Here is a 23951-nt window from a genome sequence, read left to right on the forward strand (position 1 = left end):
AGCTCGCAGCTTGCAGCTTGGAGCTCGACGCTATGAATCTTTCAGGCCCTTTCATCAAACGCCCCGTGGCAACCATGCTGCTATCCCTGGCAATCATGTTGCTCGGCGGTGTCAGCTTCGGTCTGTTGCCCGTATCGCCATTGCCGCAGATGGATTTCCCGGTGATCGTGGTTCAGGCCAGTCTGCCGGGCGCGAGTCCCGAGGTGATGGCTTCGACGGTGGCGACGCCGCTGGAGCGGTCGTTCGGTGCGATTGCCGGCGTCAATACCATGAGCAGCCGTTCCAGTCAGGGTTCGACGCGGGTCATTCTGCAGTTTGACCTCGACCGCGACATCAATGGCGCGGCGCGGGAAGTGCAGGCGGCGATCAATGCTTCGCGCAATCTGCTGCCAAGCGGGATGCGCAGCATGCCGACCTATAAAAAGGTCAACCCGTCGCAGGCGCCGATCATGGTGCTGTCGCTGACTTCGGACGTGCTGGAAAAAGGCCAGCTCTACGACCTGGCCTCGACCATCCTCTCGCAAAGCCTGTCGCAGGTGCAGGGCGTTGGTGAAGTACAGATCGGTGGCAGTTCGCTGCCGGCGGTGCGCATCGAGCTCGAACCGCAGGCGCTGAACCAGTACGGCGTGGCCCTCGACGATGTGCGCAAGACCATCGCCGACGCTAACGTGCGCCGGCCCAAGGGCTCGGTCGAGGACGGCGAGCGCTTGTGGCAGATCCAGGCCAACGACCAGTTGGAGAAAGCCAAGGATTATGAGTCGCTGATCATTCACTACGCCGACGGCGCCGCGTTGCGTCTCAAGGATGTGGCGAAAGTCAGCGATGGCGTCGAAGACCGTTACAACAGCGGTTTCTTCAACGACGACGCGGCGGTATTGCTGGTGATCAACCGTCAGGCCGGCGCTAACATCATCGAGACGGTCAACGAGATCAAGGCGCAGTTGCCCGCGCTGCAAGCGGTGCTGCCGGCCAGCGTCAAACTCAATCTGGCCATGGATCGCTCGCCAGTGATCAAGGCCACGCTGCACGAAGCCGAAATGACCTTGCTGATCGCCGTCGCCCTGGTGGTGCTGGTGGTTTACCTGTTTCTGGGTAACTTCCGCGCCTCGCTGATCCCGACCCTGGCGGTGCCGGTGTCGCTGGTCGGTACCTTTGCGGTGATGTACCTGTACGGGTTCTCGCTGAACAACCTGTCGCTGATGGCGCTGATTCTCGCCACCGGACTGGTGGTGGACGACGCCATCGTGGTGTTGGAGAACATTTCCCGGCATATCGACGAAGGCGTCAAGCCGATGCAGGCCGCGTACCTCGGCGCCAAGGAAGTCGGTTTTACCCTGCTGTCGATGAACGTCTCGCTGGTGGCGGTGTTCCTGTCGATCCTGTTCATGGGCGGGCTGGTCGAAAGCCTGTTCCGCGAGTTTTCCATCACCCTGGCGGCGGCGATCGTGGTGTCGCTGGTGGTCTCCCTGACGCTGACACCGATGCTTTGCGCGCGCTGGCTCAAGCCGCACACGCCGGGGCAGGAAAACCGCCTGCAACGCTGGAGCCACAAGACCAACGACTGGATGGTCGGCAAATACGCCACCAGCCTCGACTGGGTGTTGCGTCATCGGCGTCTGACCTTGTTCAGTCTGCTGCTCACAGTGGGCGTCAACATTGCGCTTTATGTGGTGGTGCCGAAAACCTTCCTGCCGCAGCAGGACACCGGCCAGTTGATCGGTTTCGTGCGTGGCGACGACGGTCTGTCGTTCAACGTCATGCAGCCGAAAATGGAAACCTTCCGCCGCGCCGTGCTCAAGGACGAAGCGGTGGAAAGCGTGGCCGGCTTCATTGGTGGTAACAACGGCACCAACAACGCCTTCATGATCGTGCGCCTCAAACCGATCAAGGAGCGCCAGCTGTCGGCACAGAAAGTCATCGAACGTCTGCGCAAGGAAATGCCCAAGGTGCCCGGGGCGCAGTTGATGCTGATGGCCGACCAGGACCTGCAATTTGGCGGCGGCCGCGAGCAGACCAGTTCGCAATACACCTACATCCTGCAAAGCGGCGACCTCGCCGAGCTGCGCAAGTGGTTCCCGAAAGTGGTCACCGCGTTGCGTGCCTTGCCCGAGCTGACCGCCATCGATGCCCGCGAAGGTGCCGGGGCGCAGCAGGTGACACTGATTGTCGACCGGGATCAGGCCAAGCGCCTGGGGGTCGACATGAACATGGTCACCGCCGTGCTCAATAATGCCTACAGCCAGCGGCAGATTTCGACGATCTACGACAGCCTCAACCAGTACCAGGTGGTGATGGAGGTCAATCCGAAATACGCCCAGGATCCGGTGACGCTCAAGCAGGTCGAGGTGATTACCGCTGACGGTGCGCGGGTGCCGCTGTCGACGTTCGCCCATTACGAAAACAGCCTGGAAAACGACCGGGTCAGTCATGAAGGCCAGTTCGCGTCCGAAAGCATTTCCTTTGACATGGCAGAAGGCGTGACCGTGGAGCAGGGCAGTGCCGCCATCGAACGAGCGATCGCCAAGGTCGGCTTGCCGGAGGATGTGATTGCGAAAATGGCCGGCACTGCGGACGCCTTCGCGGCCACGCAGAAGAGCCAGCCGTTCATGATCCTCGGTGCGTTGCTGGCGGTGTATCTGGTGCTTGGTGTGCTGTATGAAAGCTACATCCACCCGCTGACCATTCTCTCGACCTTGCCCTCGGCCGGGGTTGGCGCGTTGCTGTCGATCTATGCGTTGGGCGGCGAGTTCAGCCTGATTTCCCTGCTGGGGATATTCCTGCTGATCGGCGTGGTGAAAAAGAACGCCATTCTGATGATCGATCTGGCGCTGCAATTGGAGCGGCATGAGGGCCTGTCGCCGCTGGAGTCGATCCGCAGCGCCTGCTTGCAACGCCTGCGTCCGATTCTGATGACCACGCTGGCCGCGATTCTCGGCGCCTTGCCGTTACTGCTCGGCCGCGCCGAGGGTGCGGAAATGCGCCAGCCGCTGGGCCTGACCATCATTGGCGGCCTGGTGTTCAGCCAGGTCCTGACCCTTTACACCACCCCGGTGGTTTACCTTTATCTCGACAAGCTGCGCCATCGTTTCAATAAATGGCGTGGCGTGCGCACTGATGCCGCTCTGGAAACTCCGCTATGACTGACCGTTCGCTTCTCCAATTGGCCACCGTTCGCGGCTCGCGCCTGTTGAGCCTGTCACTGTGCGTGGCGCTGCTCAGCGCTTGCGCAGTCGGCCCGGACTACCAGCGCCCGCAAACCGCCGAAATCGCTCAGTTCAAGGAAGCCGAGGGCTGGCGTCAGGCCAATCCCAGCGACTCGCTGGCCCGCGGCGCCTGGTGGGAGTTGTACGGCGACCAACAGCTCAACGCCTTGATCGAAAAACTCAACAGCTCCAACCAGACCGTCGCCCAGTCCGAGGCGCAGTTTCGTCAGGCGCAGGCTTTGGTGCGCAGCGCGCGTGGGGCGTTTTACCCCAGCGTCGACCTGAGTCTGGGCAAGAACCGCTCCAGTCAGGGCACCGGCAGCAGCAGTTCGAGCCTGAGCAGTTCCTCAAGCGGTATTCGTGATACCTACACCGCGCAACTGGGCGTCAGTTGGGAAGCCGATGTCTGGGGCAAGCTGCGCCGTGGGCTGGAGGCGGATGAGGCCAACGCCCAGGCGAGTTTTGCCGATTTGGCAGCGATGCGTCTGAGTCAGCAATCGGAACTGGTGCAGAACTACCTGCAACTGCGCGTGATCGATCAGCAGAAGCGTTTGCTTGAGGCCACCGTTGCCGCTTATGAGCGTTCGCTGAAAATGACCCAGAACCAGTACCGCGCCGGGGTATCCGGGCGCGATGCGGTGGCGCAGGCGCAAACCCAGTTGAAAAGCACCCAGGCCGATCTCGTCGACCTGATCTGGCAGCGCGCACAGTTCGAAAACGCTATTGCCGTACTGACCGGCGAAGCACCGGCCAACTTCAGCATCGCCGAAAGCCAGAGCATCCCGAATCTGCCGCAAGTACCGCTGAGCTTGCCTTCAAAACTGCTGGAACGCCGTCCTGACATCGCTTCGGCAGAGCGCTCGGTGATCGCCGCCAACGCCAATATCGGCGTGGCGAAAGCCGCGTATTACCCGGACCTGACCTTGAGCCTGAGCGGCGGCTACAGCAGCAGTACCTCGAAAAACCTGATCAGCCTGCCGAACCGCTTCTGGTCGGTCGGCCCGCAGCTGTCGTTACCTCTTTTCGATGGTGGCATTCGTTCGGCCGAGGTTGACCGCAGCGAGGCGGCCTATGACGAAACCGTCGCGCGCTACCGGCAGACCGTGCTCGACGGTTTCCGCGAAGTGGAAAACTACCTGGTCCAGCTCAAGGTGTATGAAGACGAAGCGGCAGTGCGCCAGGAAGCGCTGGATGCCGCCCGCGATTCCCTGCGCCTGACGGAAAACCAGTACAAGGCCGGGCTGATTGCCTATATCGACGTGGTCGTGGTGCAAGCCACGGCGCTGAGTAACGAACGCAGTGTGCTGAATATTCTGCAGAACCGACTGATCGCCAGCGTGCAACTGATCGCCGCACTGGGCGGCGGCTGGGACGGCCAACTGGACGTCAGCGACAACCGCTGAACCTGTGGGAGCGAGCCTGCTCGCGAAAGTGGTGGGTCAGGCAACTACGATGGTGGCTGTGCCGACGCCTTCGCGAGCAGGCTCGCTCCCACAGGGATTCGCGTTCGAATGGTGAGGGTTGGCTGGGCGCTGAAAAATTGTGGGAGCGAGCCTGCTCGCGAAAGCGGTGGGTCAGGCAACTACGATGCTGGCTGTGCCGGCGCCTTCGCGAGCAGGCTCGCTCCCACAGGGATTTGTGTCTGGCGTGAGATCGCTTTCACAAGGTGTGCTTAAAGCCCGCCACAGAGCCTTGTAGGACGATCGAACAAGCGTTTCATCGGCTTGATGGCAATTTGGTTACTTTGTCAGTGCGTTATTTCGCGCAATCAGTACAATCGCCGCATTTGCCCGACCGAGAATGGAAGCAGTACGGTTTCGGCTTGTCACGAGAACGTCCATGCTCATCGGCAGCTACTCCTTCACCCTGGTTTTCATTTCGTTGTGCGTGGCCATTCTGGCTTCCTACACGGCGCTCGATCTCACCGGACGCATTGCCACGGCTAAAGGCCGGGCCGTGCATTTCTGGACGGCGGGCGGGGCGTTGGCGATGGGCGTTGGCGTCTGGTCGATGCACTTCATCGGCATGCTCGCCTTCAAATTGCCGATCGACCTGGGCTACGACTTCGCCCTCACTGCGCTGTCGCTGCTGATCGCGGTGCTGTCCTGCGGTTTCGCCTTGTGGCTGGTCAGCCAACCGAAATTGCCACTGGCGCAGCTGGCTTTCGGTGCGCTGATCATGGGTTCGGGCATCAGCGCCATGCACTACACCGGTATGGCCGCGCTGCGCATGACACCGGGCATCGATTACGACCCGACCCTGTTCAGTGCCTCCCTGCTGATCGCCGTCGGCGCCTCGGCAGCGGCATTGTGGATTGCCTTTCGCCTGCGTCAGCAATCGCCCTATGTGCGGCTGATTCGTGCCGGCGCGGCGGTGATCATGGGTGTGGCGATTGTCGGCATGCATTACACCGGCATGGCGGCGGCGCAATTTCCTGACGGCAGTTTCTGCGGCGCGACGCTCAATGGCTTGAAGGGCAATGGTCTCGACAGTCTGGTCGTGGTGACCACGCTTGCGGTGCTGTCGATTGCCTTGTTGACCTCGATCCTCGACGCCCGGCTCGAAGCGCGCACGGCTGATCTGGCGCACTCGCTGACGGTGGCCAACCGCGAACTCACCCAACTGGCCCTGCACGATCCGCTGACCAGTCTGCCCAACCGCATGCTGCTCGACGACCGCATCAATCAGGCGATCAAAAAGGTGCAAGAGCAGGGTGGCTGCTTCGCCTTGATGTTCATCGACCTCGACGGCTTCAAACCGGTCAACGACGCATTCGGCCATCACATGGGCGACCAATTGCTGCGTGAAGTCGGCGCGCGTCTGCGTGAGGACTTGCGCAGCCAGGACACCTTGGCGCGGATCGGTGGCGATGAGTTCGTTCTGCTGGTGCGTTTGAGCGAGCCCAATGACGCCTTGAGCCTGGCTGCGCGTCAGGTCAGCCTTATCGGTCGCACGTTCCGCGTCGCTGAACATGATCTGCAGATTTCCGCCAGCGTCGGCATTGCCCTCTACCCGGGCAACGGTGAAAACGCCCAGGAACTGCTGATGAACGCCGACGCCGCGATGTACCACGCCAAGGGCGGTGGCAAGAACGGCTACAGCTTCTTCGATGCGTCGATGAACACCAACGCGCGCAAACAACTGCAACTGTTACAGGACCTGCGCGCGGCCATTGAGCACAACCAGTTCTGCCTGCATTACCAGCCCAAATTCGACGCCGCCAATGGCCGTCCGGTCGGTGCCGAAGCGCTGCTGCGTTGGAAGCATCCGCTGCATGGCATGTTGATGCCGGACAAGTTCATTGATCTGGCGGAGAAAACCGGGCTGATCATTCCGATGGGCGAATGGGTGCTCAACGAAGCCTGCCGGCAGATGCGCGAATGGTACGTGCTCGGTTACACCGACTGGCGCATTGCCGTGAACCTCTCGGCCTTGCAGTTCTGCCATGCCGGGCTGGTGCAAAGCGTGGCCAAGGCGCTGGCGACCCATCACCTGCCGGCCAACAGCCTGACCCTGGAAATCACCGAAACCACAGCGATGAGCGACGCCGATGCGAGCATGACCGTGCTGCAAGAGTTGTCGGACATGGGCGTCGACCTGTCGATCGACGACTTCGGCACCGGTTATTCCAGCCTGATGTACCTCAAACGCTTGCCGGCCAATGAGCTGAAGATCGACCGCGGTTTCGTCCGCGATCTGGAGCATGACAGCGATGATGCCGCAATCGTCTCGGCGATCGTTGCGCTGGGGCAGGCCCTGGATTTGCGGATTGTCGCCGAAGGTGTCGAAACCGGCGCGCAACAGGATTTCCTGACCAAACTGGGCTGTGATTCGCTGCAGGGCTATCTGCTCGGCCATCCGATGCCGGCGGAGCGCTTCATGCAGGACATCGTGCGTGGGCAACGGCTGGCGGTGGTCTGAGAGACCGAGTCATCGTTCTTCGCGAGCAGGCTCGCTCCCACAGGGGATGGCGGTAACACCATAGAACCCATGCAAAAGCCATGAATGGCAGTTATTCTTGGCCCCGACTGTTACGTGTGCACGTGGGGGAAGGCCAGCATGGATAAAGTCATTGTCATCACCGGGGGCGGGCGCGGAATCGGCGCGGCTACGGCATTGCTGGCAGCCGAACAGGGCTACCGGATCTGCATCAACTATCAGTCGGATGAACAGGCCGCACACAGCGTGCTCGAGCAGGTTCGCGCCTTGGGCGCGCAGGCCATCGCGGTTCGCGCCGATGTCAGCATCGAAGACGAAGTGATCGCGATGTTTCATCGCGTCGACACCGAACTGGGCCGCGTCACCGCGCTGGTCAACAACGCCGGCACCGTCGGGCAGAAATCGCGGGTCGATGAGATGTCCGAATTCCGCATCCTCAAAATCATGAAAACCAATGTGCTGGCGCCGATCCTCTGCGCCAAGCACGCGATCCTGCGCATGTCGCCCAAACACGGCGGGCAGGGGGGCAGCATCGTCAACGTCTCCTCGGTCGCGGCACGCCTCGGTTCGCCGAACGAGTACGTTGATTACGCCGCATCCAAGGGTGCGCTCGACACCTTCACTATCGGTCTGTCGAAAGAAGTCGCGGGTGAGGGCATTCGCGTCAATGCCGTGCGTCCGGGTTACATCTATACCGACTTCCATGCGCTGAGCGGCGACCCGGATCGGGTCAGCAAGCTCGAATCGGCGATTCCCATGGCCCGGGGCGGGCGGCCGGATGAAGTTGCGGAGGCGATTGTCTGGTTGCTGTCGGACAAGGCATCGTATGCGACCGGGACGTTTGTTGATTTGGGGGGTGGGCGGTAAACCGGTGGGTTTGCAGTGTTAAAACCGGCCTCTTCGCGAGCAGGCTCGCTCCCACAGTGGATTTGTGAATACAGACCCCATGTGGGAGCGAGCCTGCTCGCGAAGGGGCCAGTCCAGACAACATCTATCCCTCAGAACGACCGCACAATCCGCCCCAACGTCTCCATGGCCTTTTCCGATTCCTCGGTCCACGGGCTGCCGTAATTCAAGCGAATGCAATTTCTGAAACGCTGGGTCGGCGAGAAAATCGGCCCCGGCGCGATGCTGATGCCTTGTGCCAGTGCCATCTGAAACAGCTTCAGCGAATCCATCTGCTCCGGCAATTCCAGCCATAGAAAGTAGCCGCCCGCCGGTTGGCTGACCCGGGTCTGCGCCGGAAAGTAGCGGGCAATCGCCGCGAGCATCGCGCTCTGCTGTTCTTCCAGAGCGTAACGCAGTTTGCGCAGATGCCGATCGTAGCCGCCGTGTTGCAGATAATCGGCGATAGCCGCTTGCGCCGGCATCGAAGCGCACAGCGAGGTCATCAGCTTCAGCCGTTCGATTTTCTGCGCAAAACGCCCGGCCGCCACCCAGCCGATGCGATAACCGGGCGCGAGACTTTTGGCGAACGAGCCGCAATGCATGACCAATCCTTCGGTATCAAAAGCCTTGGCCGGTTTTGGCGCCTGTTGCCCGTAATAAAGCTCGGCGTAGACGTCGTCTTCGATCAACGGCACCTGATGCTGACGCAGCAGTTCGACCAGTTCCTGTTTCTTCGCCTCGGGCACAGTCGCGCCCATCGGGTTCTGGAAACTGGTCATGCACCAGCAGGCCTTGATCGGGTGACGATCCAGAGTTTGCGCGAGCACACCGAGGTCGATGCCATCGCGCGGGTGCACGGGGATCTCCACGGCTTTGAGCTTCAGACGCTCGAGCACCTGCAGGCTGGCGTAGAACGCCGGGGCCTCGATGGCCACCAGATCACCAGGCTCGGTCACCGCTTGCAGGCACAGGTTCAGCGCTTCGAGCGCGCCGTTGGTGATGAGCAATTCTTCCATCGGCAGCATCAGCCCGCCGACCATGTAGCGCAGAGCAATCTGCCGGCGCAGTTGCGGGTTGCCCGGCGACATATCGGTGACGACCATGCGCGGGTCCATCTCCCGCGCGGCGCTGGCCAGGGAGCGCGACAGGCGTTGCAGCGGGAACAGCGTCGGGCTGGGGAACGCCGAGCCGAAGGGCACGGTGTTGGGGTCTTTGATCGAATCGAGTACCGAGAACACCAGTTCGCTGACGTCAACCTCGGTGGATTCATTGACCTGGCTGCTGATCACCGGCTCGGAAAATGTGCTCGGCGTATGGGCGTTGACGAAGTAACCGGAGCGCGGCCGGGCGCGGATCAGGCCACGGCGTTCGAGCAGGTAATAGGCCTGGAACACCGTGGACGGGCTGACGCCGTAGGTCTGGCTGGCGTAGCGCACCGACGGCACCCGCTGGCCGTGGCCGAGGACGCCGGAGCGGATCAGTTCAGCGATGTCGTCGGCGAATTTTTCGTAGCGTTTCATCGGTGGGCCTTGGTGGACTTGATTTTGTGGGGTGTCAGGGAAGGAGCCCTCACCCTAGCCCTCTCCCAGAGGGAGAGGGGACTGATTGGGGGATGCTGATGAAATATGCCGACCTGACAGTGCTTTGCCGAATCCATAATCGACTCGGTCTTTCAGGTCGATGCATAGCGACAGACACCTCGGTCGGCTCCCTCTCCCTCCGGGAGAGGGGACTGATTGGGGGATGCTGATGAAATACGCCGACCTGACAGTGCTTTGCCGAATCCATAATCGACTCGGTCTTTCAGGTCGATGCATAGCGACAGACACCTCGGTCGGCTCCCTCTCCCTCCGGGAGAGGGCTGGGGTGAGGGCAGCAATGCCAAATTCTCAACGATTTATCGGCGCCACAAACCGGCTCTTCGTCACGCTGTAAACCTGGGGCTCGTCACTGTCTTCAATCCTGAAACTCAATGTCTGCGAACTGCTCGCCGGGCGCTCGGTGGTCATCGCCACCGACACCGGCACATCGACAATCTCTCCCGGCGCCAGGCTCAGGGCCGTTTTGCCCTGCAACTCAAACCCGTCGCCATCAACCAGACTCAACCGGTATTCCTGTCGCTGCTGAGTCTTGTTGATCACTTTCAGCGAATAAATATTCTCGATCTGCCCCTGAGCGTTCTCGCGGAACAACCCGCGATCCTTGGTCACGTCCAGCGACACCATCGGCCGCTCGATCAATGCCAGCGCCAACGTTCCGATCATCACCAACAACACCGCCGTATAGCCAATCAAACGCGGACGCAGCAGATGGGTTTTGCCGCCCTGCAATTCGCGCTCGGAACTGTAGCGGATCAGGCCGCGCGGGTAATGCATTTTGTCCATGATCGAATCGCAGGCGTCGATGCACGCTGCGCAGCCGATGCATTCCATTTGCAAGCCATCGCGGATGTCGATGCCGGTCGGGCAGACCTGCACGCACAACTGGCAGTCGATGCAATCACCCAGGCCGGCTTCGACCGGGCGCACATCACGCTTGCGTGGACCACGGTTTTCGCCACGGGCGGCATCATACGCAATGGTCAACGTGTCCTTGTCGAACATCACACTCTGAAACCGCGCATACGGGCACATGTGCATGCACACGGCTTCACGCAGCCAACCGGCGTTGATGTAGGTGGCGGCGGCGAAGAACAGCACCCAGAACAGACTGACGCCACCGATCTGCAGGGTCAGCAAATCTTCAGCCAGCGGCCGGATCGGGGTGAAGTAACCGACGAAGGTCAGGCCGGTCATCACGCTGATCGCCAGCCACAACGTGTGCTTGGCGGCGCGCCGCGCCAGTTTGTTCAGGCTCCACGGCGCCGCTTGCAGTTTGATCCGTTGGTTGCGTTCGCCTTCGGTGATCTTCTCGCACCACATGAAGATCCACGTCCACGAACTCTGCGGGCAGGTGTAACCACACCAGACGCGACCGGCAAACACGGTGATGGCGAAGAGTCCGAACGCAGCGATGATCAGCAGCGCCGAGAGCAAAATGAAATCCTGCGGCCAGAACGTCGCGCCAAAGATATGGAATTTGCTTTCCGCCAGATCCCACAGCACCGCCTGCCGACCGCCCCAGTTCAGCCACACGGTGCCGAAGAACAGCAGGAACAGAAACCCGGCACCGCTCATACGCAGGTTGCGGAACAGGCCGGTGAAACTGCGGGTGTGGATCTGCTTGTCGGTGGAGCCGGCAGTCGCCTTCAGTGGGCGCGCGGGTACGCTTTTTATCGTTGGCGATGCTTCTACGGTTCGGACGGGGATTTGCTCGCTCATGGTCGTTCGCTCATCAGCCTCCATCAGGCCGATGCACTATGAGCGCCGATCTGTTTGCAGAACAGACTCAGGTTTGGCAATAAAAAGCGGATCAGATGGGGTTTGGCGCAATCCCTGCGACAACTTGAAGCATCAGGGTGGGCGCGGCGCAAACGCCTATCGCGGATGTTTGCGCAGCGTATTGAGCGAGGTCAATCAAACCACCGAACCACTGTCATCGGCTTTAACGTGCTTGCGCCCGTCTTTAGCCCCGGCCACGGTCAGGGCATTGGCTTCTGCTTCGGTGATGTAGGCGCGTTTGCCTTCGATTTCCACGAACGACATGGCTTTTTCGCTATCGGTCTCGACTGTCAACGTGTCGCAGATACGGATTTCCTCACCATGCTCGACGGTGAAAAAACACACTTTCTGCTCAGGGTTGGATTCATCGATTCGAACGGGCATGGCGGCAGTCCTTGTTCCAGTGAGGTCTTCATATTAGGAAGCGCAGCGCGCCGATCGTTCTGCGCAACCGATTAATGGTCGCTGTTGTCCATCGTTTATCTAACCAAACAAGGGAGGCACGATGGAAGACTGGTGGGATGAAGTGTGGGCAACGGTGCAAGCCGAATTTGCCGACATCGGCGACGCCTCGCAAATGACCCGGATCACCGTACGCCTGCTGATGGCGGCGATTCTCGGCGGGATTCTCGGATTTGAGCGCGAGCATAAAGGCAAGGCAGCGGGCGTGCGCACGCACATGCTGGTGGCGTTGGGGGCTGCACTATTTGTGTTGGTGCCGCAGACCTCGGGCGCGGAATCCGATGCGATGAGTCGAGTCTTGCAAGGCGTAATTGCCGGGATCGGCTTTCTCGGCGCCGGCACCATTCTGAAAAATCAGCAGGGCGACGAATCCCATGTCAAAGGTCTGACCACAGCAGCTGGATTGTGGATGACTGCAGCGATCGGCGTGGCGGCGGGGCTGGGCAAGGAGGCGACGGCATTGCTCAGTACCATTCTGGCACTGGCGATCTTCAGTGTGATGCCGTACGTGGTCAGAGTGTTCGAAAAGGATGTCGACAAGAACGACCACCTCTGACTCCCCGCCGGCTGATTATCGTTCCCACGCTTCGCGTGGGAACGATCAGGGGGGCAGGGGTCAGACGATCACTGGTGGCATCGTATTCGGTGGCTCTTCTTTCGGCGGTGGCGTGATGCCTGGTGGCTCTTGCTCAGGGACCGGCGGCGGCTCGGTATCCGGCAGGGTGGGTTTGTCGATGTTCGGATCAGGCGTTTCCGCCGGGATCGGGATGTTCATCTGATGACCTCCATATGGCACATGGCGTGGGACGTGCTTAAGTGAGTTGACCCGGGCACGGCAAATTCGATCCGCCGGTTTGTCTTGTTAATTTCATCTGAACTTTTCCCCGCGCCGGTTGCTCGGAACCTATGTGAGTTCATGACAGGGCCGGCGCTTTGTCGCGAATACTGTTCCGGCACAAGAGCGTCCTTGGGGCGTTAAGGAGAGATGCTCAATGACTGCTGAAAGACCTTCAGAGCTGAGTTACAACCCGCACATGCCATTGTCGCAGGCGTTGCTGCTGCCTCGAATCGTCATCGAAAACACCATGCCGACCCTCGACGGCGGCCAGTTCGCCGCCAAATCGATTGCCGGGCGCGAAGTGGTGGTGACTAGCAAGGTGTTTGCCGACGGCCATGACAAGCTCGCCGTGCGCATTCGCTGGCGCGAGGAAGGCCAGGAAACCTGGCAAACCGAGGTCATGTCCGATCAGGGCAACAACACCTGGCAAGGCCAGTTCCGCCCCGAGGAACAGGGCCGCTACCTGTATTGCATCGAAGCGTGGATCGATCATTTCGCCAGCTTCCAGTACGAACTGGAAAAGAAGCACAACGCTGCTGTGCCGGTTTCCCTGGAGCTGCAGGAAGGCCGGAGCATGGTGCAACAGGCCGCCGAACGCAGCGAAGGTCAGCTCAGCGAGCAGCTTGCCGCGCTGCACCATGAATTGTCCGGTCTGCTCGAAACCGAGCAGGTCGCGCTGTTTCTGCACTCGCGCAGTGCAGAGCTGATGGCTCAGGCCGATCACCGCGCCTACCTCAGCATCAGCGCCGAATTCCCCATGGACGTCGAGCGCGAACTCGCCGAGTTCGCCAGTTGGTACGAGCTGTTTCCGCGCTCGATCACCGACGATCCCCAGCGTCACGGCACTTTCAACGATGTGCATTCGCGTCTGCCGATGATTCAGGACATGGGCTTCGACGTGCTGTACTTCACGCCGATCCACCCGATCGGCCGCGCCCACCGCAAGGGCCGCAACAATTCCCTGACTGCCGGCCCGGATGATCCGGGCAGCCCGTACGCGATCGGCAGCGAGGAGGGTGGCCACGAAGCGATTCACTCGCAACTCGGCACCCGTGAAGATTTCCGCCGCCTGGTGGCTGCCGCCGCCGACCATGGCCTGGAAATCGCTCTCGACTTCGCTATCCAGTGTTCCCAGGATCACCCGTGGCTCAAGGAGCATCCGGGCTGGTTCAACTGGCGCCCGGACGGCACGATCAAATACGCCGAAAACCCGCCGAAGAAATACCAGGACATCGTCAACGTCGATTTCTATGCGCCGGATGCGATTCCGAGCCTGTGGGTCGAGTTGCGCGACATCGTCGTCGGCTGGGTCAAGGAAGGCGTGAAAATCTTCCGCGTTGACAACCCGCACACCAAACCGCTGCCGTTCTGGCAATGGCTGATCGCCGATGTGCGCACGCTGTATCCGGAAGTGATCTTCCTCGCCGAGGCCTTCACCACGCCGGCGATGATGGCGCGTCTGGGCAAGGTCGGGTATTCGCAGAGCTACACCTATTTCACCTGGCGCAATACCAAGGCCGAGCTGGCGGAATATTTCACCGAGCTGAACCAGTCGCCGTGGCGCGAATGCTACCGGCCGAATTTCTTCGTCAATACCCCGGACATCAACCCGGCGTTTTTGCATGAGTCGGGGCGTCCCGGTTTCCTCATTCGCGCGGCGCTGGCGACTATGGGCTCGGGTCTGTGGGGCATGTATTCCGGCTTCGAGCTGTGCGAATCGGCACCGGTGCCGGGCAAACAGGAATATCTGGATTCGGAGAAATACGAGATCCGTGTCCGCGACTTCACCGCACCGGGCAACATCATTGCCGAGATCGCCCAGCTCAACCGCATCCGCCGGCAGAACCCGGCGCTGCACACCCATTTGGGCCTGAAGATCTACAACGCCTGGAACGACAACATTCTGTTCTTCGGCAAGCGCAGCGCCGATGGCACGAACTTCATTCTGGTCGCGGTCAGCCTCGATCCGCATAACGTGCAGGAAGCGAATTTCGAACTGCCGCTGTGGGAAATGGGCCTGCCGGACGACGCCACCACCCATGGCGAAGATTTGATGAATGGCCATCGCTGGGACTGGCACGGCAAATATCAGTTCATGCGCATCGACCCGGCGTATCAGCCGTTCGGGATTTGGCGAATTACAGCTTCGTAACATTTGCACCGCACTTGTGGCGAGGGGATTTATCCCCGTTGGGGCGCGCAGCGGCCCCTTTTTTCAAGCTGCACCGCGTTAACAATTTGCGACTGCTGCGCAGCCGAACGGGGATAAATCCCCTCGCCACAGGGGCTCACCACTGCGAGTCCCTCGGTGTATCAGAGAATTTTTCAGGAGTTCCACATGGCGAAGAAACCCAAGGCAGCCGCCTTCATCAAAGACCCGCTCTGGTACAAGGACGCGGTGATCTATCAGGTTCACGTCAAATCGTTTTTCGACTCCAACAATGACGGGATCGGCGACTTTCCCGGGCTTATCGCCAAACTCGATTACATTGCCGACCTCGGCGTCAATACCATCTGGCTGCTGCCGTTCTATCCCTCGCCACGTCGCGACGACGGTTACGACATCGCCGAATACCGTGGCGTGCACAGCGACTATGGGACCATGGCCGACGCCAAGCGCTTCATTGCCGAAGCGCACAAGCGCGGTCTGCGGGTGATTACCGAACTGGTCATCAACCACACCTCCGACCAGCACCCGTGGTTCCAGCGTGCGCGTAAAGCCAAGCCGGGTTCGGCGGCGCGGGATTTCTACGTCTGGTCCGATGACGACCAGAAATACGACGGCACGCGGATCATCTTCCTCGACACCGAGAAGTCCAACTGGACCTGGGACCCGGTCGCCGGTCAGTACTTCTGGCACCGCTTCTACTCGCACCAGCCGGATCTGAACTTCGATAACCCGCAAGTCATGAAAGCCGTGTTGTCGGTGATGCGCTACTGGCTGGACATGGGCATCGACGGCCTGCGCCTCGATGCGATTCCGTACCTGATCGAGCGCGACGGCACCAACAACGAAAACCTGCCCGAGACCCACGACGTCCTTAAGCAGATCCGTGCCGAGATCGACGCCAACTACCCCGACCGCATGCTGCTGGCCGAGGCCAACCAATGGCCGGAAGACACTCAGCTGTATTTCGGCGATACCGATGCCGCTGGCGTCAATGGCGACGAATGCCATATGGCCTTCCATTTCCCGCTGATGCCGCGCATGTACATGGCGCTGGCGCAGGAAGATCGTTTTCCGATCACCGACATCCTGCGTCAGACCCCGGAGATTCCGGCGAACTGTCAGTGGGCGATTTTCCTGCGTAATCACGATGAGCTGACCCTGGAAATGGTCACCGACCGTGAGCGCGATTACCTGTGGAATTACTACGCGGCTGACCGTCGCGCGCGGATCAACCTCGGTATTCGCCGTCGTCTCGCACCGTTGATGGAACGCGACCGTCGCCGCATCGAACTGCTCAACAGCCTGCTGCTGTCGATGCCCGGCACGCCGACCCTGTATTACGGCGACGAAATCGGTATGGGCGACAACATCTACCTCGGCGACCGCGATGGCGTGCGTACACCGATGCAGTGGTCGATCGACCGCAACGGCGGTTTCTCCCGCGCCGATCCGGCCAGTCTGGTACTGCCGCCGATCATGGACCCGCAGTATGGCTATCAGTCGGTCAACGTAGAAACCCAGTCCGGCGATCCGCACTCGCTGTTGAACTGGACGCGGCGCCTGCTCGCGGTGCGCAAGCAGTCGAAAGCCTTCGGCCGTGGCACCTTGAAAATGCTCTCGCCGAGCAACCGTCGCGTGCTGGCTTACACCCGCGAATACACCGATGCCGACGGCAAGCACGAAATCATTCTGTGCGTGGCCAACGTCTCGCGCAGTGCGCAAGCGGTCGAACTGGACCTGTCGGCGTATGTCGGCATGGTGCCGGTGGAAATGCTCGGCGGTAACGCGTTCCCGCCGATCGGTCAGTTGAATTTCCTCCTGACCCTGGCGCCGTACGGTTTCTATTGGTTTGCACTGGCGGCAGAAAACCAGATGCCGAGCTGGCACGTCGAGCCGGCGCAGAGCCTGCCGGACTTCACCACGCTGGTACTGAAAAAACGCATGGAAGAACTGCTCGAAGCGCCATCGCGGACGACGCTGGAGCAAAGCATTCTGCCGAGCTGGCTGCAGAACCGTCGCTGGTTCGCCGGCAAGGACGCGGCGATCGAGAAGGTCAATCTGGCTTACGGCGTGCGTTTCGGTGATGCCCAGCATCCGGTGCTGCTCAGCGAAATCGAAGTCACCAGCGGTGGCCAGACCAACCGTTATCAACTGCCGTTCGGCTTCATTGCCGAAGACCATGTCGGCCCGCCGTTGCCGCAGCAATTGGCGCTATCGCGTGTACGCCGTGTGCGTCAGGTCGGCCTGATTACCGATGCGTTCAGCCTGGAAACCTTCGTCCGCGCCGTTCTGCAAGGCATGCAGAACAACACCGTACTGGAGTCGATCGAAGGCGAAATCCGCTTCGAACAGACAGATCATCTGGAAAAACTCGGCCTCGGCGCCGAGTCGGATGTGCGCTACCTGTCGGCCGAGCAATCGAACAGCTCCGTGGTTGTCGGCAACAGCCTGGTGCTTAAGCTGATACGCAAAGTGGCTTCTGGCGTACACCCGGAACTGGAGATGAGCGCTTACCTGACCGAGGCCGGGTTTGCCAATATCTCGCCACTGCTGGGTTCGGTGATTCGCCGTGACGCGCAGGGGGAAGACAACTTGCTGATGATCGCCCAGGGTTACCTGAGCAATCAGGGCGATGCATGGGAATGGACGCAGAACAACCTCGAACGGGCGTTGCGCGATGAGCTGGCCGACGCCATGTCCGAGCAGGAGCAGCATTACAACGCGCTCGGCGAGCTGAAGGACTTCGCCGGCATGCTCGGCCAACGTCTGGGCGAGATGCATCAGGTGCTCGCTGCGCCAACCGACAACGCCGACTTTGCGCCGCAAGTGTCGTCGAGCAAGGACATGGCCACGACAGGCAAGGACGTCACCGCCCAAGTCGAACACGCCTTGAAACTGCTCAAACAGCATCAAGGCGAGTTGAACGCGGCGGATCAGAAACTGGTCAAGCGTCTGCTCGACGAGAAGAAAACCATTCTTGCCCATGTGCAGGATCTGGCGAAGAAAGCCACCGGCGGCTTGCGCATTCGGGTGCATGGCGACTTGCATTTGGGCCAAGTGCTGGTGATCAAGGGCGACGCCTACTTGATCGACTTTGAGGGCGAACCGGCGCGGCCATTGAGCGAGCGTCGCGGCAAGCACAGCCCGTACAAGGATGTCAGCGGCGTACTGCGTTCGTTCGATTACGCAGCGGCGATGACCATCAATGTGCACAACGTCGATAACAGCGTCGAAGCCGAAGCGGCGCGCAAACGGGTCGCCGAGCGTTATCTGCGCGAAGCACGCGAGGCATTTGTCCAGGCATACCGCGAGGCAGCAGCTAGTCTTGAGCATGCCTGGCAGGATCCTGAGGGTGCCGACGCCGCGCTGGCGTTGTTTGGCCTGGAAAAAGCCGCTTATGAAGTGGCCTACGAGGCGGAAAACCGCCCAACGTGGCTGCCCGTGCCATTGCACGGCTTGTATGGATTATTGACAGGGCTTAAACCCTTTTCCGATCTTGGTGGAGAGTAGTCATGAGTTTCTCGAACAAGGAACAGGGTGTGGTAAAGGAAGCATTGTTACCCTCGGCGCGCGACATCGATGCTTTGGTGCGCGCTGAACATCAGGACCCGTTTTCCATTCTCGGCCCGCACGGCGATGGCGCTGGTGGGCAGTTCATCCGCGCTTATCTGCCCGGTGCGCTGAGTGTGACGGTGCTGGACAAGGACAGCGGTGAAGAGCTTGGCCCGCTGGAGATGACCGAGACGCCGGGGCTGTTTGTCGGCCATTTCGATCAGGCGCGACCGTACCTGTTGCGTACGCGCTGGGCCGGTGGCGAGCAGGTCGCCGAAGATCCGTACAGCTTTGGTCAGCTGCTCGGCGAAATGGATTTGTATCTGTTCGCCGAAGGCAATCACCGTGACCTCAGTGCTTGCCTCGGTGCGCAGCTGAAAACCGTTGATGGCGTGGACGGTGTGCGCTTTGCCGTGTGGGCGCCGAATGCCCGCCGTGTGTCGGTGGTCGGCGATTTCAACGTCTGGGACGGTCGTCGTCACCCGATGCGTCTGCGCCATCCTTCGGGCGTGTGGGAGTTGTTCATCCCGCGCCTGCAAGCGGGGGAGTTGTACAAGTACGAAATCCTCGGCGCCCACGGCATTTTGCCGCTCAAGGCCGACCCGATGGCACTGGCCACCAGCCTGCCGCCGGACACCGCTTCGAAAGTTGCCTCGCCCCTGCAGATCGACTGGCAGGATCACGACTGGATGAATTCCCGTCAGGATCGCCAGCAGCGCTCCAAGCCTTTGTCGATCTATGAGTTGCACGCCGGTTCCTGGCAGTGCGAGCTGGATGATCTCGGCGAAGTCGCGCGCCAGTACACCTGGCCGGAACTGGCCGAGCGGCTGATTCCTTATGTGAAAGAGCTGGGCTTCACCCACATCGAATTGATGCCGATCATGGAACACCCGTTCGGTGGTTCCTGGGGTTATCAGTTGCTTTCGCAGTTCGCCCCGAGTGCGCGTTATGGCACGCCGGATCAGTTCGCCGAGTTCGTCAACGCCTGTCACCAGGCCGACATCGGCGTGATCCTCGACTGGGTGCCGGCGCATTTCCCCACCGATACCCACGGTCTGGCGCAGTTCGACGGCACCGCGCTGTACGAATACGGCAATCCGCTGGAGGGCTTCCATCAGGATTGGGACACGCTGATCTACAACCTCGGCCGCACTGAAGTGCACGGCTACATGCTGGCCTCGGCGTTGCACTGGCTGAAACACTTTCATATCGACGGCCTGCGGGTGGATGCCGTGGCTTCGATGCTGTACCGCGACTATTCGCGCAAGGCTGGCGAATGGGTGCCGAACCGCCACGGCGGTCGCGAGAACCTGGAGGCCATCGACTTCCTGCGGCATTTGAACGACGTGGTTGAACTGGAAGCGCCGGGTGCGCTGGTGATTGCCGAAGAATCCACCGCATGGCCGGGCGTCAGTCAGAGCACCCAGCAGGGCGGTCTCGGGTTTGCCTACAAATGGAACATGGGCTGGATGCACGACTCGCTGCATTACATCCAGCAGGATCCGGTGTACCGCGCCCATCACCACAATGAGTTGAGTTTTGGTCTGGTCTACGCCTGGTCCGAGCGCTTCATCCTGCCGATTTCCCACGACGAAGTGGTGCACGGCAAGCACTCGCTGATCGACAAGATGCCTGGCGATCGCTGGCAGAAGTTTGCCAACCTGCGCGCCTATCTGAGCTTCATGTGGACTCATCCGGGCAAAAAGCTGTTGTTCATGGGCTGCGAGTTCGGACAATGGCGCGAGTGGAACCACGATCAGCAGCTGGACTGGTACCTGCTGCAGTATTCCGAGCACAAAGGCGTGCAGAAACTGGTTGGCGATCTCAACCGGCTGTATCGCGAAGAGCCGGCGCTGCACGACCAGGACGATGCGCCGCAGGGCTTCCAGTGGTTGATTGGCGATGATGCGATCAACAGCGTTTACGCTTGGTTGCGCTGGAGCAAGGATGGCTCGCCAGTGCTGGTGGTTGCCAACTTTACGCCGGTACCGCGCCAGGCGTATCGGGTCGGCGTGCCGTTTGCCGGGCGCTGGACCGAGCTGTTCAACAGTGACGCCGACATTTACGCCGGCTCCAACTATGGCAATGGCGGCGGGGCATTGACCGATGAAGTACCGAGTCATGGTCAATCGTTGTCGCTGGAACTGAATCTTCCGCCGTTGGCGGTGTTGATTCTCAAGCCGCAGGGCTGATCCAGGAACAGTAAAACTGTGGGAGCGGGCTTGCCCGCGATGAGGCCGTCATATTCAGCATTTTTGTTGACTGACACGCCGCCATCGCTGGCAAGCCAGCTCCCACAGGGTTTTCGGTAGTCTGGAGATCACCAGCGCATCCGCACGCCGAGGCTGCCGATAATGCCGTTCAGATCATTGTCATCCACATCGCTGCTGTAATCGGCGCTCATGTACAGGCTTAACGCCGGCGTGACCCGCGCCACCAGTCCCAAGCCCAATTCCACTGTCGATGATTTGCGGCTGCTGCTGATCTTGTCGACCTGATCGAGCGTCACCGTGCTGCCGGTGTAAACGGTGTGCCAAAGGTTGGTGCGCACGTAGGGTTCAACAGGCAACCCGTTCAAGTCATAACTGCCTTTCAATCGCGCACCGACACGGCCACTCCACGCGGTGAGGTCGGTCGGCGAGGCGTTGCCCGAGCCTGCATAAGGCGCGTCGAGGCTGATGCGCTGGTTGATCAGTTGCGCCTGTGGTTCGACCACCCAGTTGTCACTCAAGCCGATCGGATAACCGCCTTCGACGGAAAAGGTCAGCGCATTGCCTTCGGTGGCTTGCCGATTGCCTTGCGGGGTCCGACTGAAACCGCTCACCCGACCGCCGCTGGCCGAGAGGTCGACGTGCCAGCCCTGCGCGCCGACCAGGCTGTAATAGGCGCCAAGGCTCTGGCCTTGCAGGTTGAGGCTGTCAGTGTTGCGGTCGGCGAGGGCACGTCGGGTCAGCGAACCAGCGGCATTCAGCTGGACCTGATTGTCGCCACCTATGAGACCAAGGGTCTGGGTAGTCCCATTACCGCTTTTCAACGTGATCACGGCCGGACCTTTGAACTCGCCACCGGCCATCGCATAGCCGGAAGACAGTGCGTCGGTCTGTGCTCGTCGAGCGCTTTTGCCGTACAGCTCGTCCCATGCGGAGGGCGCAAGATCTTCGGTGATCAGGCGCGAGCTTTGCTGACTCAATGGCAGCGGTCCGGGTGTTATCACGGTCACTGGCAAGGTCATCACAGGGACATCGGCGCGATACCACGCGGGCTCATCCGCCGCAGATCCCGCATGCGCCTCCATGGACGAGCACAGCAACAGCGAACCTGACACTGTGCAAAGGGTGATTTTCAGTTCATTTGGGGTCAGTGAAGTTTTCATGGAGGTCTACCTTGCAAGCGCATGCGTCATCTCGTGTTTGGCGTCTCTCCTACCCCGAACGAGGGGCGACCGAATAGAGCGGGGCGAACCGCGGCTGCTCGATTTCGCGAGTGCCGGAAGGTCAGCCCCAGTAGTGATTCCGGGGGTAGTAAGGTAGAGATAAGAAGAGCGATGCCCGCGCGTCAAGAAAATGCACGATGAATGGCGCGCTTAAATCAGCAGCCGCAAGCGTTTGTTTTTCTGCACATAACTAAGTGCTTGTTTGCATGGAAAAACGCTTGCAAAGGGTGCGTATGACGGTTTTTTGCCGCCGACGAAAGGTCCTTCCGAGCGGTAATTGCCAGAAGGACCTGTCATTAGATGGCTGTCAAAAATGCAGCTAGAGGTGCACTTCAACCGCCAAGGGAAGATGATCCGACAAATGCGTCCACGGCTTGTTGCCGAGAATCCTTGGATCGTGGCTGCTGGCATTGCGCAGGTAAATCCGGTCCAGGCGCAACAGCGGAAAACGCGCCGGATAGGTTTTCGCCGGGCGCCCATGATGACGTTCAAAAGCTTCGTGCAAATAGTCGCGACGGGCGAGGGCGGCGTTGCCCTGTAACTGCCAGTCATTGAAATCGCCGGCAATGATCACCGGCGCATCGTCGGGCAGTGATTCAAGCAACTGGCAAAGCAGCTGCAACTGCAATTGCCGATGGCTTTCCAGCAGACTCAAATGCACACAGATCGCGTGCACCTCGGCATGCCCGGGCACATCAAGGATGCAGTGCAACAGCCCGCGCCGTTCTGGGCCGGTGATCGATACATCGAGATTACGGTATTCGCGGATCGGGTATTTCGACAGCAGCGCGTTGCCATGATGGCCGTCGGGGTAAACGGCGTTGCGCCCGTAGGCAAAGTCGCTCCACATACTGTCGGCGAGGAATTCGTATTGCGAGGTCTGCGGCCAGTCGTTGTAACGACTGGAATGGCGTTCGTGCTCACCCACCACTTCCTGCAGGAACACCAGATCGGCCGAGGTACTGCGCATCGCTTCGCGCAGCTCCGGGAGAACGAACCGCCGATTCAGCGCGGTGAAGCCCTTGTGGGTGTTGACCGTGAGTACCCGCAGGCGATGAATGACTGGCGCGTCGACCACTTGACGCTTGGGATCGCTGGACACGTTCACTCCTCTGAATTGGGCCATGCCTGTTCATGCGACTGGTTTGAGGGGGTGGCAGTTCCTTCCAGAAATGTTTGATCGTACACAGGACTCTGTGGGAGCTGGCTTGCCAGCGATGGGGCCAAATCAGCAGTATCTCTGTTGCCTGATACACCGCTATCGCTGGCAAGCCAGCTCCCACAGGGTTTCACGGTGTCAGAGGGGTCTTTGGCGTTCAGAAGAAGACGATTTCATACGGCAAGCGCATCCGCTCCAGCAGCACCGGGGGCAGCAGCGGGGCGATACCGATGGCCGGTTCGCCCTTGAGCTGGCTGGCGTACGCGTGGGTGGCGTGGCTCTTGCGCGCGACTGTCCAGGTGTCGAGACGCAGCTTGCGCGCGCGTTCCCAGGGAATCATTTGCTGCTCGCGCTCCGGCCAGTGCCAGGCCCACACCGGCACATCATGGTAGGTCGCCCCGGCCTTTTGCGCCGCGTCGAAACTGGCGCGGCCAACCACTTCATGATCCGGCGGGCCATCCTTGCGCCAGGTACTGAACACTACGTCGCCCGGTCGCAGATAACGGCCGATGAACTCGGTGAGCTGGCTTTGCTGATCACTCAGTGCATTGTCGGTAAAGCCGCCGCGCACCCACTTCAGGCTGTGCATGGGCAGGCCTAGGCGGCGCAGGGCTTCGACGCTTTCCTGCGGGCGGAACACGCTCAGGCGTTGTTCCGACCATTGCCGCGAGCCGGGGTGGCTGGCGCTGCCGTCGGTAATCGAGAGCAATTGCAGTGGATGGCCAAGGCTGGAAAGTAATTGCAGCAGACCGCCGCAGGTGACCACTTCATCGCCCGGATGCGGAGCGATGACCACGGCGCGGGCGCCGGCGGGAACCAGGCTGTGGGTGTTGATGACGGGAATATTGTCGAGTTGCGGCGCGCTGTTCCAGATCTGTGCCGGCAGGCCGTGTTCGTTGAGCAATGACGATTTCATGAGTGCGACGT

The 23951-nt window shown here is 60.5% G+C and carries 15 protein-coding genes; 8 read left to right on the top strand and 7 right to left on the bottom strand.

Features of this window, described 5'->3' with window-relative positions; genetic code table 11:
* The first annotated feature begins 32 nt into the window (after positions 1-32).
* The 4 genes from KVG87_RS00525 to KVG87_RS00540 all read left to right on the top strand — a co-directional run bounded on the left by KVG87_RS00525 (position 33) and on the right by KVG87_RS00540 (position 8009).
* Positions 33-3140: an efflux RND transporter permease subunit gene (locus tag KVG87_RS00525; RefSeq protein ID WP_041480999.1), complete on the top strand. Its 3108-nt coding sequence runs from the start codon at positions 33-35 to the stop codon at positions 3138-3140.
* A complete protein-coding gene (locus KVG87_RS00530) occupies positions 3137-4606 on the top strand; it encodes an efflux transporter outer membrane subunit (RefSeq protein WP_217848556.1) in 1470 nt (489 codons plus the stop codon). The genes KVG87_RS00525 and KVG87_RS00530 overlap by 4 nt, the downstream gene beginning before the upstream one ends.
* A gap of 436 nt (positions 4607-5042) precedes the next feature.
* Positions 5043-7124, top strand: coding sequence for a putative bifunctional diguanylate cyclase/phosphodiesterase (locus KVG87_RS00535; RefSeq protein ID WP_095179932.1), 2082 nt, complete (start codon positions 5043-5045; stop codon positions 7122-7124).
* Between the two features lie 138 nt (positions 7125-7262).
* Positions 7263-8009, top strand: coding sequence for an SDR family oxidoreductase (locus KVG87_RS00540; RefSeq protein ID WP_041480996.1), 747 nt, complete (start codon positions 7263-7265; stop codon positions 8007-8009).
* A 131-nt stretch (positions 8010-8140) separates the two neighbouring features.
* Here KVG87_RS00540 and mapR read toward each other — a convergent pair whose 3' ends face one another.
* From mapR to KVG87_RS00555, 3 genes are all read right to left on the bottom strand, one after another.
* Entirely contained in the window at positions 8141-9550 is a 1410-nt protein-coding gene (gene mapR / locus KVG87_RS00545; RefSeq protein ID WP_217848558.1) for a GntR family transcriptional regulator MpaR, read from the bottom strand.
* 369 nt (positions 9551-9919) lie between these two features.
* Entirely contained in the window at positions 9920-11350 is a 1431-nt protein-coding gene (gene ccoG, locus KVG87_RS00550) for a cytochrome c oxidase accessory protein CcoG (protein ID WP_217848560.1), read from the bottom strand.
* A gap of 195 nt (positions 11351-11545) precedes the next feature.
* Positions 11546-11794 carry a DUF3203 family protein gene (locus KVG87_RS00555; protein WP_217848562.1) on the bottom strand — a complete coding sequence of 83 codons (249 nt, stop codon included), beginning with the start codon at positions 11792-11794 and terminating at the stop codon, positions 11546-11548.
* Positions 11795-11915: 121 nt separating this feature from the next.
* Between KVG87_RS00555 and KVG87_RS00560 the strand changes: the two genes are divergently transcribed.
* On the top strand, positions 11916-12428 hold the full coding sequence (locus KVG87_RS00560; protein ID WP_041480993.1) for an MgtC/SapB family protein: 513 nt from the start codon (positions 11916-11918) through the stop codon (positions 12426-12428).
* A gap of 60 nt (positions 12429-12488) precedes the next feature.
* Here KVG87_RS00560 and KVG87_RS00565 read toward each other — a convergent pair whose 3' ends face one another.
* Positions 12489-12647: a hypothetical protein gene (locus KVG87_RS00565; RefSeq protein ID WP_217848564.1), complete on the bottom strand. Its 159-nt coding sequence runs from the start codon at positions 12645-12647 to the stop codon at positions 12489-12491.
* 217 nt (positions 12648-12864) lie between these two features.
* Between KVG87_RS00565 and KVG87_RS00570 the strand changes: the two genes are divergently transcribed.
* The 3 genes from KVG87_RS00570 (at position 12865) to glgB (ending at position 20624) form a co-directional block, all read left to right on the top strand.
* Complete coding sequence (locus KVG87_RS00570) at positions 12865-14862, top strand: alpha-1,4-glucan--maltose-1-phosphate maltosyltransferase (protein WP_217848566.1); 1998 nt, start codon at positions 12865-12867, stop codon at positions 14860-14862.
* Between the two features lie 186 nt (positions 14863-15048).
* Complete coding sequence (treS, locus tag KVG87_RS00575) at positions 15049-18390, top strand: maltose alpha-D-glucosyltransferase (protein WP_217848575.1); 3342 nt, start codon at positions 15049-15051, stop codon at positions 18388-18390.
* Between the two features lie 2 nt (positions 18391-18392).
* Positions 18393-20624: a 1,4-alpha-glucan branching protein GlgB gene (glgB, locus tag KVG87_RS00580; protein WP_217848577.1), complete on the top strand. Its 2232-nt coding sequence runs from the start codon at positions 18393-18395 to the stop codon at positions 20622-20624.
* 128 nt (positions 20625-20752) lie between these two features.
* On the opposite strand, the gene KVG87_RS00585 is transcribed toward glgB, so the two are convergent.
* From KVG87_RS00585 to KVG87_RS00595, 3 genes are all read right to left on the bottom strand, one after another.
* A complete protein-coding gene (locus tag KVG87_RS00585; RefSeq protein ID WP_217848579.1) occupies positions 20753-21805 on the bottom strand; it encodes an autotransporter outer membrane beta-barrel domain-containing protein in 1053 nt (350 codons plus the stop codon).
* A 379-nt stretch (positions 21806-22184) separates the two neighbouring features.
* Entirely contained in the window at positions 22185-22967 is a 783-nt protein-coding gene (locus tag KVG87_RS00590; RefSeq protein ID WP_056786852.1) for an endonuclease/exonuclease/phosphatase family protein, read from the bottom strand.
* A gap of 214 nt (positions 22968-23181) precedes the next feature.
* The gene (locus tag KVG87_RS00595) at positions 23182-23940 is read right to left on the bottom strand and encodes a PIG-L deacetylase family protein (RefSeq protein ID WP_016774638.1); all 759 of its coding nucleotides are present in this window, start codon (positions 23938-23940) and stop codon (positions 23182-23184) included.
* Positions 23941-23951 lie beyond the last annotated feature (11 nt).

This window comes from Pseudomonas siliginis, assembly GCF_019145195.1.
Taxonomy (GTDB): domain Bacteria; phylum Pseudomonadota; class Gammaproteobacteria; order Pseudomonadales; family Pseudomonadaceae; genus Aquipseudomonas; species Aquipseudomonas siliginis.